The sequence below is a fragment of the Muricoccus vinaceus genome (assembly GCF_042433125.1).
GTDB classification, from domain to species: Bacteria; Pseudomonadota; Alphaproteobacteria; order Acetobacterales; family Acetobacteraceae; genus Roseomonas; species Roseomonas vinacea.
In genome coordinates, this window is the sequence record NZ_JBHLVZ010000071.1 from 43,636 (window position 1) to 56,474 (window position 12,839).

Here is a 12,839-nt window from a genome sequence, read left to right on the forward strand (position 1 = left end):
GAGATACAGTGTTCCCCGAGAATGAATCGCAGGGTGGCACCGGGCCCGTAGAGGCTGAGGTGAAGTGGTACAACGGCCGCAAGGGCTTTGGCTTTGTGCTCGGTCCCGATGGGCAGGACGTTTTTTTCCACGCATCCGCAATGGCTGAGGCCGGCATCCAGTCGGCTGACACGGGCGACAAGCTCGTCTGCGAAATCGGTACGGACCGTCAGGGGCGGCGTCTGGTTACCCGCATTGTTGAGCTGAAGCCCGGTCCGGGCGGCGGTTCCGGTGGCGGCGGCGGTGGCTTCGGGGATCGTCCGCCGCGCCGTGACTTCGGTGGTGGTGGCTTTGGGGATCGTCCGCCGCGCCGTGACTTCGGCGGCGGTGGTGGCTTTGGTGATCGTGCTCCCCCGCGCCGTGACTTCGGCGGCGGCGGTGGCTTCGGCGATCGTGCTCCCCCGCGCCGTGACTTCGGCGGTGGTGGTGGTTTCGGTGCCCCGGCGGGTGGTGGCTTTGGCGCGCCGCGCCGCGACTTTGGTGACCGTCCGCCGCGCCGCGACTTCGGCCGTGACGAAGGTGGTCCGACCTATGCCGTGAACGGCACCGTGAAGTGGTTCGACCAGGTGCGCGGCTTCGGCTTCGTGACCCCGGACGACGGTGGCCAGGACGTGTTCCTGCATTCCTCCGTGCTGCAGCGTGCCGGCGTGACCGATGTTCAGCAGGGCCAGAAGGTGGCGCTGGACGTTCGCGATGGTCAGCGCGGCCGCCAGGCCGTGCAGTACAAGGGCGACTGATCGCGCCTTTCGGCCGATGATGGAAAGCCCCGGCCCCGTGCCGGGGCTTTCTGATTCCGGCTCCTTCACCTCCGCCTGCGGGCGTTAGTCATTCCTTCACGTCGGCTGCCCATTCTCTGCCGCAGGGCGGGAAACCCGCCAACGCGAAGGGAAGACCCCGATGGCGACGAATTCAGTCAACACGAACATCGGCGCGCAGGTCGCGCTGCAATCGCTGAACCGCACCAACGAGGCGATGGCGACGACGCAGAAGCGTGTCTCGACCGGCTATCGCGTGGCGGACGCCAAGGATGACGGCGCAGCCTTTGCGGTTGCCCAGACTGTCCGTGCGGACATCGCGGGCCTCACCTCCGCCAACGAGCAGATGGGCAGCGTGAAAGGCATCCTGGACACCACCCTCGCGGGCCTGAACAAGGTTTCCGAGACCATGTCCCAGATCCGCGGCGTGCTGGTGAAGCTGGCTGACGGCACGCTTTCGAACGACCAGCGAACCCAATACCAGGCGCAGTACACTTCACTTCGCACCCAGGTGACCAACTTCGTCCAGGATGCGACCTATAACGGCCGCACCCTGCTCACCACCACCGTCGCTTCGGGAGGCGGCAACATCGCCACAACCCGCAACGAACAGGCCACGCTCTTCACCCTCGTCGCGGTGGAGGGCGCCTCCACGCTCGTGGTCGCCGCCGCGCCGACCGATGCCGCGGCCGCCGCGACGGCGCTCGCCGCCAACGGCGATTTCGTGACCAAGATGACGGCAGTGAACACCGCGCTGAACACCTTCGGCTCGAACTCGAACTATCTCGACGCGCAGATGGGCTACAACAAGGAGAAGCTCGATGCGCTCGACACAGGCCTCGGCTCCCTGATCGATGCCGACCTGGCCAAGGAGAGCGCGAGGCTGGAGGCCCTGAAGATCCGGCAGCAGCTCGGAACCCAGGCGCTCGGCATCGCCAACCAGACGCCGCAGGGCCTGCTCAGCCTCTTCCGCGGCTAGGCCTTCGAGCCCATTCCGGATCGGCGCAGGCCACCCTATCTTTCTTCCGAAACATGGGAGGATAGGGGCTATGAACGGCTTCGCCGCGCAGGACGCCTGCATCGTGGGCTGGTCCCACACGCCCTTCGGCAAGCTGGAGGACGCGCCGGATGCGGAAGCGCTGATCGGCCGCGTCGCCCGCGCGGCGATCGAGGATGCCGGCATCGACCCCCTCGACGTGGACTCGATCTACGTTGGCCATTTCAATGGCGGCTTCCAGAAGCAGGATTTTCCTTCCTCCCTGGTGATGCAGTCCGTTCCGGAGCTCCGCTTCCGCCCGGCAACGCGGCTGGAGAACGCCTGCGCCACCGGCTCCGCCGCGATCCATGGCGCCATGGACTTCCTCGCGGCCGGGCGCGGTCGCTTCGCGCTGGTCGTCGGCGTGGAGAAGATGACCGCCATTCCTGGCGCCCAGGTGGGCGATGTGCTGCTCGGCTGCGCCTACCGGCGGGAGGAAGGTGACATTCCCGCGGGGTTCGCCGGTGTCTTCGCCCGCATCGCCGATGCTTATTTCCAGCGACACGGCGACCAGTCCGACGCCTTGGCTGCCATCGCGGCCAAGAACCACCGCAACGGCGTGGACAATCCTTACGCCCAGATGCGCAAGGACCTCGGCTACGAGTTCTGCCGCACCGAGAGCGAGCGGAACCCCATCGTGGCCGGCCCATTGAAGCGCACGGATTGCAGCCTCGTCTCGGACGGGGCGGCGGCGCTCGTGCTGACCGATGCCGGAACGGCTGCCGCCATGGGGAAGGCCATCCGCTTCCGCGCGGCGGTGCAGGTGAACGACCTGATGCCGATCTCCGCCCGCGACATCACCCGCTTCGAGGGCGCGCGCGAAGCTTGGCGGCGCGCCTACGAGTCGGCCGGCATCGGGGTCGCCGACCTCTCCTTCGCGGAGGTGCATGACTGCTTCACGATCGCCGAGCTGATCGACTACGAGGCCATGGGGCTGGTGCCGGAAGGGCAGGGGGCTCGCGCCGTGCTGGATGGCACCGTCGCCAAGGGCGGGCGGTTGCCGGTGAACCCCTCCGGCGGCCTGAAGTCCAAGGGACATCCGATCGGAGCCACGGGTGTTTCCATGCATGTGCTGGCCGCCATGCAGCTCGCGGAAGAGGCGGGAGGCATGCAGGTGCCGGGCGCCACGCTCGGTGGAGTCTTCAACATGGGCGGCGCGGCGGTGGCCAACTACGTCTCGATTCTGGAGCGGCTGCGCTGAGGAAACCGCTCCTCATCGGCTCAGAGATCTATCGCGGCTCCACCTACGGCCCCAGGCACCCCCTCGCCATTCCCCGGGTGCCGGCCATGCTGGACCTGGTGCGTGCGCTCGGTTGGCTTGACCCGGCGCGCTACCTCGACAGCCCGTTGGCGACGGAGGGGCAGCTCACGCGCTATCACACGCCCGATTACGTGGCGGCGCTCCGCCGCGCGGAGGCCGATCAGGCCGTCTCGCCGGAGGTGAGGGAGCGGCACCACCTCGGTGCCCACGGCAATCCCGTGTACCGCGAGGTCTTCCGCCGGCCAGCCACCAGCGCGGGGGGAGCCATCCTCGCCGCTAGACTCACCCGCGGCGGCGGGATCGCGCACGTGCCCGGCGCCGGCACGCACCACGCCCTGCCCGACCGCGCCAGTGGCTTCTGCTACATCAACGACCCTGTCCTGGGCCTGCTGGAATGGCTGGATCTCGGCCTGACCAACATCCTTTACGTGGACATCGATGCCCATCACGGGGACGGCGTTGAACTGGCTTTCCGGAAGGACCCGCGCGTCTTCACCTTGTCCGTGCACGAGGCCGGGCGCTGGCCTTTCACCGGGCGGCTGGAGGACCGTGCCGGCGGGTACGCCCGGAACATCCCCGTGCCGCAGGGCTTCAACGACACGGAGATGGACCACGTGCTGCACGCGGCCATCCTGCCGATCCTGCGCCATCTCCGCCCGGCGGCCGTCATGCTCCAGTGCGGCGCCGACGCATTGGAGGAGGATCCGCTGGCCCGGCTTTCCCTCTCCAACAACGCTCACGCCGCGGTGGCGGCCGCGCTGCGGGACCAAGCGCCCCGCCTGATCGTCACGGGGGGAGGAGGCTACAATCCCTGGACCGTGGCGCGGTGCTGGGCCGCCGTCTGGGGGACGCTGGATCGCCGCGCCATGCCCGAACATCTCCCCCCTGAGGCCGAGGCCGTGCTGCGGGCCCTTACCTGGGACCGTGCGGCCGGGCGCCGTCCGCCCGAGCACTGGTTCACCACGCTGATCGACAGCCCCCGGCCCGGGTCGCTGCGGGCCGAGGTCGTGGCCGCCTGCGAGGCGGTACTGGAAGGCCTTCCGGAACCCGCTACGCCGGAACCAGCAGGCTGACGGCGGCCTGGGCTGCGATCCCCTCCTCCCTTCCGGGAAAGCCGAGACGCTCGGTCGTGGTGGCCTTCACGGACACCCGTCCCTCATCCACCCCGAGCAGCGAGGCCACCCGCGCGATCATGGCCGGGGCATGCGGGGTGATCTTCGGCCGCTCGCAGATCAGCGTCACGTCGGCATTGGCCAGCACCCCACCTCGGGCGGCAATCCGCCCGGCGGCGTGACGCAGGAAGGCGGCGCTGTCGGCGTCCTTCCACTGCACCTGGCTGGGTGGGAAGTGGCGGCCGATATCGCCCTCGGCCAGTGCGCCGTAGATCGCGTCGCACAGGGCGTGCAGCCCCACATCGGCGTCCGAATGACCGTCCAGGCCCAGGGCGTGCGGCACCTCCACCCCGCAGAGGAACAGCGGGCGCCCCTCCAACAGGCGATGCACGTCAAAGCCGGTGCCGACTCGCGGCAGCATCTGGGGGAGCATCGAGGCCTCCATTCGTTCGAGATCACCGGGCAGGGTGATCTTCACGTTCGCTTCTGAGCCAGGCACCAGCCGGACGGCGTGCCCTGCCGCCTCGAGAAGGGCCGCGTCGTCCGTCGCCCCCGGCGCGGCCTGGCGGTGCAGCGCGAGCAGCAGGGGAAAGCGGAAGCCTTGCGGCGTCTGGGCGCGAAACAGCCCGTCGCGCTGGACGGTGCGCAGGATGGTGCCCTCCTCGGCCTGCTTCAGCGTGTCGGCCACGGGCTGGGCCGGGATCGCGCCCTCCGCTTCCGACAGCGTCGCCACGACGGCATCCACCATGCCGGGCGGCAGGAAGGGCCGCGCCGCGTCATGCACCAGCACCAGCTCCGGCGCGTCGCCGGCCAGCGCCTCCAGCCCGGCATGCACGCTGGCCTGGCGGGTCGCCCCGCCCGTGACCGCCGGGCGGGCGGGCAGTCCCTGAAGCATGGCATCCACCCGCCCGCGCTCCGCTTCGGCGCAGACCGGCTGGAGCAGGTCGACGCACCCGTCTCGCAGCAACGCCTCGGCGGCGTGGCGCAGCACGGGGCGCCCGAGCAAGGGCAGGAACTGCTTGGGTTCCGCGCCGCCAAGGCGTTCTCCCCGTCCGGCTGCCATCAGCAACGCCGCCACCCGCATTCAGCCATCCCTTCCAAAGCGGCCCCGATGGGGCGTGCGGAACCTAGCCGCAGCGGGCGCCGCCGCCCAGCAGGGGGAAACGCGATGCCGCTTGACCGCGCGGCTGCCCGTTTGATAGGCACTTGCCCATGCAGACACCCGCGAGCCACCGAGAGGCTGCCCATCCCGAGGGCAGGCCGCCGCTGCGCCCCATCGTGCTTGGCGATATCCGCATCGAACGGCCGGTGATCCTGGCCCCCATGTCGGGCGTGACGGACCTTCCCTTCCGGCAGGTGGCGCGGGGCCTCGGCACGCCGATGGTTGTCAGCGAGATGATCGCGAGCCAGGCAATGGTGCGCGAGAACCGCCAGACCCTGAAGATGGCGGAAGTGGACGGCTTCGGCGGCCCCGCCAGCGTGCAGCTCGCCGGCTGCGACCCGGAGGTGATGGCCGAGGCCGCGCGCCTGGCCGTGGACCATGGTGCCGCGCTGGTGGACATCAACTTCGGCTGCCCGGTGAAGAAGGTGGCGGTGGGCCAGCAGGCCGGCAGTGCCCTGATGCGCGACGAGATCAAGGCCGCCCGCATCCTGGAAGCGATGGTGCGCGCCGTTTCCGTGCCCGTGACGCTGAAGATGCGGATGGGCTGGGACCATTCGAGCCTGAACGCCCCCAACCTCGCCCGCATCGCGGAAGCCTGCGGCATCCGGATGGTGACGGTGCACGGGCGCACCCGGCAGATGCTCTACACGGGAACGGCGGACTGGGCTTTCGTGGCCCGGGTGAAGGCGGCGGTCTCCATCCCCGTTATCGTGAACGGGGACATCCTGGGCCCGCTCGACGCCGCCGAGGCGCTGCGCCAGTCGGGCGCGGACGGCGTCATGATCGGCCGCGGCGCCTATGGTCGTCCCTGGCTGCCCGGGATGGTTGCCGATTACCTGGCGACGGGCGTCATGCCCGAGGTTCCGCCGCTAGCCGAGCAGCACGCCACGCTGATGCACCATTATGCGGCCATGCTTTCCCACCACGGCAGCAACCCCGGCCTGCGCCTCGCCCGCAAGCACGTCGCCTGGTACTCGCGCGGGCTGCCCGGCAGCGCCGAGTTCCGCGTCCGCATCAACGCAGCCGACACCGTCGAGGAAGCGCTGGCGGCGATCGAGGGCTTCTACCAGCCGCTCCTCGACGCGGGGGTGGAGGGCGTGAGGGACATGTTCCGCGACGCCGGCCGCGCGGCGCCCGAGGGCACCGCCGGCGATGTCGCCGCCAGGATGGCTGATCCAGCCGACCTTGCCGCCTGACGGAGGCACCATGCCCGATAGCCAAGATTCCCTTCGCCTCGCAGGTCTGCCCAGCAGCATGCACCTGCTGTCCGCGCTTCCCGTGCCCGTGGTCCTGCTGGATACCGAGGAGCGCTTTCGCTTCGCCAACCCGGCGGCTGAGCTATTCTTCGGGATCTCCTCGGCCAGCCTCAAGCAGATGCAGCTGACGGACCTGCTGCCGGAGGACTCGCGCCTGCCGGCCCTGGTTCGACAGGTCCGGGCCGCCGACGCGCCGGTGTCCGACCACGACCTGAACCTGCACTCCCCCCGCATCCACCGGGACGGCGTGGCCGTCCGCGGCGCGCCCCTGCCGGAGATGCCGGGCGCCGTGCTGCTCACCCTGCAGGACGGCTCCACCGCGCAGAAGCTCGACCGCCAGCTGAACTTCCGGGGCGCGGCGCGGGGCGCCAGCGCGATGGCGGCCATGCTGGCGCACGAGGTGAAGAACCCGCTTTCGGGCATCCGGGGAGCGGCCCAGCTTCTGGAACAGGCCGCCTCCGAGGCCGATCGCGAGCTCTGCGTGCTGATCCAGGACGAAGTGGACCGCATCCGTGACCTCGTCGAGCGCATGGACATGTTCTCCGAGCGCCCCCTGGAGCGGGAGGAGGTGAACATCCACGAGGTGCTGGACCATGTGCGCCGCATCGCCGGCACTGGCTTCGCCGCGCATCTGCGCATCCTCGAGGAATACGACCCCTCCCTCCCGCCGGTCTGGGGCAACCGCGACCAGCTCGTGCAGATCCTGCTCAACCTCGTGAAGAACGCGGCCGAGGCGGTGGACCCGCGGGAAGGGGAGATTGTTCTCTCCACCGCCTATCGCCACGGCGTGCGCCTCGCGATTCCTGGCTCGCTGGAGCGGGTGCACCTGCCGCTGGAGGTGAGCGTCCGCGACAACGGCCCGGGCATCGCCGAGGACATCCGCGCGAGCCTGTTCGAGCCCTTCATCACCACCAAGCGGGGCGGGCAGGGGCTCGGCCTCGCGCTGGTGGCCAAGCTGGTGGCGGATCATGGCGCGCTGATTGCGTGTGACAGCCGGCCGGGCCGCACGGCCTTCCGGCTTTCCCTCGCGACCCCGCCGACCGGTGGCGCGGCGGCCCTTCCGGCCCGCCTGCGCCAGCCGGCCTGAACGCGGCCTCACCAAGAAAAAAGATGACCGAACGCACCATTCTGATCGCGGATGACGACCGCGCCATCCGCACCGTCCTGGCGCAGGCCCTGGGACGCGCGGGCTACAACGTGCGCGCCACCTCCTCCGCCGCCACCCTGTGGCGCTGGGTGGAGGACGGGGAGGGGGATCTGGTCATCACCGACGTGGTGATGCCGGACGAGAACGGGCTAGACCTGGTGCCCCGGATCCGCCGGGTTCGGCCGGACCTGCGGGTGGTGGTGATGAGCGCCCAGTCCACCTTCGCCACCGCCCTGAAGGCCGCCCAGCGCGGCGCCTTCGACTACCTGCCCAAGCCTTTCGACCTGAAGGACCTGCTCTCGCTCGTCGGCCGGGCGCTGGCGGCGCCGGTGGTCCAGCCGGAAGAGGAGGGGCAGGAGCCGGAGGAGGAGCGCCTGCCGCTGGTCGGCCGCTCCGCCGCCATGCAGGAGATCTACCGCACCGTCGCGCGGCTCACGACCACCGACCTGACCGTGATGATCACGGGCGAGTCCGGCACCGGCAAGGAGCTGGTCGCCCGCGCCCTGCACGACTATTCCCGCCGCCGTTCCGGCAGCTTTGTGGCCGTGAACATGGCGGCCATCCCGCGCGACCTGATCGAGGCAGAGCTGTTCGGCCACGAGCGAGGCGCCTTCACAGGCGCCATGTCCCGCGGTGTCGGGCGCTTCGAGCAGGCGGCGGGCGGGACGCTGTTCCTGGACGAGATCGGGGACATGCCCTCCGAGGCCCAGACCCGCCTGCTGCGCGTGCTGCAGGAGGGCGAGTTCACCACGGTGGGCGGCCGCACCCCGATCAAGGCGAATGTGCGGATCGTGGCGGCAACCCACCGCGACCTCCGCCAGTCCATCCGCCAAGGCCTGTTCCGCGAGGACCTTTTCTACCGCCTCAACGTGGTGCCCATCCGCCTGCCCCCCCTGCGGGAACGCGCCGAGGACATTCCCCTGCTCGCCCGGCACTTCCTGGACCGGGCTAAGGCCTCCGGCCTGCCCTCCAAGTCGCTGGACAACGGGGCGGTGGAGCGGCTGAAGTCGCACCCATGGCCCGGGAACGCGCGCGAGCTGGAAAACCTGATGCGGCGCCTCGCCGCGCTGTACCCCCAGGAGGTGATCGGCGAGGACGCGGTGGCGGCCGAGCTGGCCGAGGCCGAGCCGGGTCCGGGCGCTCAGGCCGCTCCCGCCAGCGCCGAAACGCTGGAGCAGGCGGTGGAGCGGCACCTCGCCACCTTCATGAGCGCCCAGCGGGACGGGCTGCCGGTGCGCGACCTCTACGAGCGCGTGCTGGCCGAGGTGGAGCGGCCCCTGCTGCGGCTGGCCCTGGCCAACACCCGCGGCAACCAGATCAAGGCCGCCGCCATGCTCGGCCTGAACCGCAACACGCTGAGAAAGAAGATCCGGGAGCTGGAGCTGCCGGTGGTCCGCGGCCTGTCGTGACGGCCCGCCCGTGAGTCGCGCGCGGCGCGAGCCGGTGCGCCTGGCCCGGCGACTCGCGGACATGCTCCTGGGCCGGGTGATGACCCTGGCCCTGGCCGTGGGCGCCCTGCTGGTGGGCATTGCCTCCTTCGCGGTGCTCTCGGGCGGCAATCCCTTCGGGCCCGCCAGCGCCTCGCAGACGGCCGTCCTGATCTTCGTCAACGCGGCGATCGTTCTGCTGCTGCTGGCCAGCCTCGCCGGGCGGCTGGTGCGGGTCTGGGCGGAGCGGCGGCGGGGCAGCGCGGGCTCGCGCCTGCACGTGCGGCTCGTGATGCTGTTCGGCGTGGTGGCGGTGGTGCCGGCGCTGCTGGTGGCGGTCTTCGCCGCCGTGTTCTTCCAGCTGGGCATCCAGGCCTGGTTCGGGGACAAGGTGCGCGACACGCTGGAGGCCAGCCTGGTCGCCTCCCGCGCCTATCTCGACGAGAACCGGAACACCATCCGCGCCGATGCGCTGGCCATGGCCGCGGACCTGAACCGCGCCGGCACCATGTTGCCCGACAACACCATCGGCTTCAGCCGCGTGCTCACCACTCACACCGCGCTGCGTGGCCTGACGGAAGCCACGGTGTTCGAGCCCGTGCTGGGCCGGGTCATCGCCAGCGCCGGCCTCGGCAGCGCGCTGGTGATCGACCCGCCGCCGGCCTGGGCCATGGAGATCGCCCGCCAGGGCGACGTGGCCGTGCTTGCCTCCGAGGGAGAGGAAGGCCGGGTGCAGGGTCTCGTCGCGCTCGACATCGATCCCGGGCTGATGCTGCTGATCAACCGTCCGATGGACCCCTCCATCATCGAGCACATGCAGCGGACGGAGCTCGCCTTCCAGGAATACGACCAGCTCGACCAGAACCGATCGGGTCTGCAGATCACCTTCGTGCTGATCTTCGCCATCGCGACGCTGCTGGTCCTGCTGGCGGCGGTGCTGATCGGCCTGGTCATGGCAAACCAGATCGCACGCCCCATCTCCCGCCTGATCAATGCGGCCGAGCGGGTGAGGGGAGGCGACCTTTCCTTCCGCGTGGAGGAGGGGCGCGCGGATGACGAGGTCGGCAGCCTGTCGCGCGCCTTCAACCGCATGACCAACCAGCTGGCCGCGCAGCGGAGCGAACTCCTGGAGGCCTACCGCCAGCTCGACGACCGCCGGCGCTTCACCGAAGGGGTGCTGGCCGGCGTTTCGGCCGGGGTGATCGGCCTTGATGCCGACGGCCGCATCAACCTGCCCAACCGCCCCGCCAGCGAGCTTCTCGGCCAGGACCTGGAGGCCGCGGTGGGCCGGCCGCTTGACGAGGTGGTGCCCGAGTTCCGCGCCTTCCTGGCCGCGGCCGCCGCGACTCCCGAACGCGCGAGAACGGAGGAGATCCCGGTTCCCGGCCCTTCCGGCCGCCGCACGCTTCTGGCGCGCATCGGCGCGGAGTTCGACGCGGGCGGGCTTTCCGGCTACGTGCTGACCTTCGACGACATCACCGCCCTGCTTTCGGCGCAGCGCACCGCCGCCTGGGCGGACGTGGCGCGGCGCATCGCCCATGAGATCAAGAATCCCCTGACCCCCATCCAGCTCTCCGCCGAGCGCCTGAAGCGACGCTATCTCAAGCAGATCACCGACGATCCCGACACCTTCAAGGCCTGCACGGACACCATCGTCCGGCAGGTGGGCGACATCGGGCGGATGGTGGACGAGTTCTCGGCCTTTGCCCGGATGCCGCAGCCGGTGATGCGGCCGGAAAGCCCGGCCCAGCTCGTGCGGGAGGCCCTGGTGCTCCAGCGCGATGCCCATCCGGCGATCCAGTACGAGCTGCGCATGCCCGACACCCCGTCTCCCGTGCGCTGTGACCGGCGGCTGATCAACCAGGCGCTCACGAACCTCCTGCAGAACGCGGCCGATGCCATTGCCATGCGGCCGGAAGGCGAGGCGGGCGGGCGGGTGACGCTCGAGGTGTCCACCAACCAGGGGTGGCTCCACCTTTCGGTGGAGGACAACGGCGTGGGCTTGCCCGGGGACGGCGAGAGGGACAGGCTCACGGAACCTTATGTGACCCACAAGACGAAGGGGACGGGGCTCGGGCTTGCCATCGTGAAGAAGATCATGGAGGACCATGGGGGTGGGTTGGCGCTCGCGGACGGTTCGGATGGCGGCGCCCGCGCCACGCTGACGCTGCCTCAGAACGGATTGGTCCAGGGATTGTCGGAGCCGCAGGGATTGCAGGAACGAGGAACGGAGATGCTGCGCCATGGCGCATGACATCCTGATCGTGGACGACGAGCCCGACATCCGGGCCCTGATCGACGGCATTCTGGCCGACGAGGGCTACGAGGTGCGGCAGGCCGCGAACAGCGACCAGGCCCTGGCCGCCTTCCGGCAGAAGCGGCCCAGCATGGTCATCCTCGACATCTGGCTGCAGAACTCCCGGCTGGACGGACTCGGCATCCTGGATGCCATCCACCGCGAGGAGCCGCGGGTGCCGGTGGTGATGATCTCCGGACATGGCACGATCGAGACGGCCGTGCAGGCCATCCAGCAGGGCGCCTACGACTTCATCGAGAAGCCCTTCAAGTCCGACCGGCTGCTGCTGATCGCGGCGCGCGCCCTGGAAGCGGCGCGCCTGAAGCGTGAGAACAGCGAGCTCAAGCTGCGCGGCGGCTCCGAGACGGAGCTGGTCGGCACCTCATCCCTGATCGCCCAGATCCGGAGCGCCATCGAGAGGGTCGCCCCCACCGGCTCCCGCGTGCTGCTGACCGGGCCCGCCGGCTCGGGCAAGGAGGTGGCCGCGCGGGCCATCCATGCCCGCTCCCGCCGGGCGGACGAGCCTTTCGTCGCCCTGAACTGCGCCACCCTCAACCCCTCCCGCTTCGAGGAGGAGCTGTTCGGCGTCGAGGGCGGCCCGGACCCGGTTGCCCAACCCCGCCGACAGGGCGTGCTGGAGCGCGCCCATGGGGGAACCCTGCTGCTGGACGAGGTGGCGGACATGCCACTGGAGACCCAGGGCAAGATCGTCCGCGCCCTGCAGGAGCAAGGGTTCGAGCGCATCGGCGGCGCGACGCGGGTGAAGGTGGACGTGCGCGTCACCGCCACCACCAACCGCGACCTTTCGGCCGAGATCGCCGCCGGGCGCTTCCGCGAGGACTTGTTCTACCGTCTCGCGGTGGTGCCGCTCCGCATGCCCTCGCTGCGCGAGCGGCGCGAGGACGTGCCGGCGCTGGCCCGTCACTTCATGGCGAAATCCGCCGAGAACTCGGGCGTTCCCGCGCGCGAGATCAGCGAGGACGCCATGGCCGCGATGCAGGCCTATGACTGGCCCGGCAACGTCCGCCAACTTCGGAACCTCGTGGACTGGCTGCTCATCATGGCTCCCGGCGGCCCTGCCGACCCGATCAGGCCGGAGATGCTGCCGCCCGAGGTCGGCTCCTCCGCCCCGGCCATGCTCAAGCTGGACCGTTCCAGCGAGATCATGACCCTGCCGCTGCGCGACGCGAGGGAGCTGTTCGAGCGTCAGTACCTGGAAGCCCAGCTGTTGCGCTTCGGCGGCAACATCAGCCGGACCGCGAACTTCGTCGGCATGGAACGCTCAGCCCTGCACCGGAAGCTGAAGTTCCTGGGCGTGCAGGCCGAGGACCGGGCGCCGGTGTCGTGA

The 12,839-nt window shown here is 70.2% G+C and carries 10 protein-coding genes; 9 read left to right on the top strand and 1 reads right to left on the bottom strand.

Annotation, left to right across the window (positions count from 1 at the left end; genetic code table 11):
- The first annotated feature begins 8 nt into the window (after nt 1-8).
- From ACFFIC_RS20470 to ACFFIC_RS20485, 4 genes are all read left to right on the top strand, one after another.
- The gene (locus ACFFIC_RS20470; protein WP_377053790.1) at nt 9-776 is read left to right on the top strand and encodes a cold-shock protein; all 768 of its coding nucleotides are present in this window, start codon (nt 9-11) and stop codon (nt 774-776) included.
- A 160-nt stretch (nt 777-936) separates the two neighbouring features.
- On the top strand, nt 937-1,773 hold the full coding sequence (locus ACFFIC_RS20475; protein ID WP_377053792.1) for a flagellin: 837 nt from the start codon (nt 937-939) through the stop codon (nt 1,771-1,773).
- Between the two features lie 70 nt (nt 1,774-1,843).
- Nucleotides 1,844-3,031, top strand: a complete 1,188-nt coding sequence (locus tag ACFFIC_RS20480) for an acetyl-CoA acetyltransferase (protein WP_377053794.1) — start codon at nt 1,844-1,846, stop codon at nt 3,029-3,031.
- A gap of 68 nt (nt 3,032-3,099) precedes the next feature.
- Nucleotides 3,100-4,164 carry an acetoin utilization protein AcuC gene (locus ACFFIC_RS20485; RefSeq protein ID WP_456306957.1) on the top strand — a complete coding sequence of 355 codons (1,065 nt, stop codon included), beginning with the start codon at nt 3,100-3,102 and terminating at the stop codon, nt 4,162-4,164.
- Here the strand turns inward: ACFFIC_RS20485 and ispD are convergent.
- Nucleotides 4,142-5,287, bottom strand: coding sequence for a 2-C-methyl-D-erythritol 4-phosphate cytidylyltransferase (gene ispD, locus ACFFIC_RS20490; RefSeq protein WP_377053796.1), 1,146 nt, complete (start codon nt 5,285-5,287; stop codon nt 4,142-4,144). The genes ACFFIC_RS20485 and ispD overlap by 23 nt on opposite strands.
- Nucleotides 5,288-5,415: 128 nt before the next feature.
- Here ispD and dusB point away from each other — a divergent pair, with 128 nt between their 5' ends.
- From dusB to ntrX, 5 genes are all read left to right on the top strand, one after another.
- Nucleotides 5,416-6,561 carry a tRNA dihydrouridine synthase DusB gene (gene dusB, locus ACFFIC_RS20495; RefSeq protein ID WP_377053798.1) on the top strand — a complete coding sequence of 382 codons (1,146 nt, stop codon included), beginning with the start codon at nt 5,416-5,418 and terminating at the stop codon, nt 6,559-6,561.
- 10 nt (nt 6,562-6,571) lie between these two features.
- Nucleotides 6,572-7,708: a two-component system sensor histidine kinase NtrB gene (locus ACFFIC_RS20500; RefSeq protein WP_377053800.1), complete on the top strand. Its 1,137-nt coding sequence runs from the start codon at nt 6,572-6,574 to the stop codon at nt 7,706-7,708.
- Between the two features lie 23 nt (nt 7,709-7,731).
- On the top strand, nt 7,732-9,177 hold the full coding sequence (gene ntrC, locus ACFFIC_RS20505) for a nitrogen regulation protein NR(I) (RefSeq protein WP_377053802.1): 1,446 nt from the start codon (nt 7,732-7,734) through the stop codon (nt 9,175-9,177).
- Nucleotides 9,178-9,238: 61 nt separating this feature from the next.
- Entirely contained in the window at nt 9,239-11,449 is a 2,211-nt protein-coding gene (locus tag ACFFIC_RS20510; protein WP_377053838.1) for a sensor histidine kinase NtrY-like, read from the top strand.
- Complete coding sequence (gene ntrX / locus ACFFIC_RS20515) at nt 11,439-12,839, top strand: nitrogen assimilation response regulator NtrX (RefSeq protein WP_377053804.1); 1,401 nt, start codon at nt 11,439-11,441, stop codon at nt 12,837-12,839. The genes ACFFIC_RS20510 and ntrX overlap by 11 nt, the downstream gene beginning before the upstream one ends.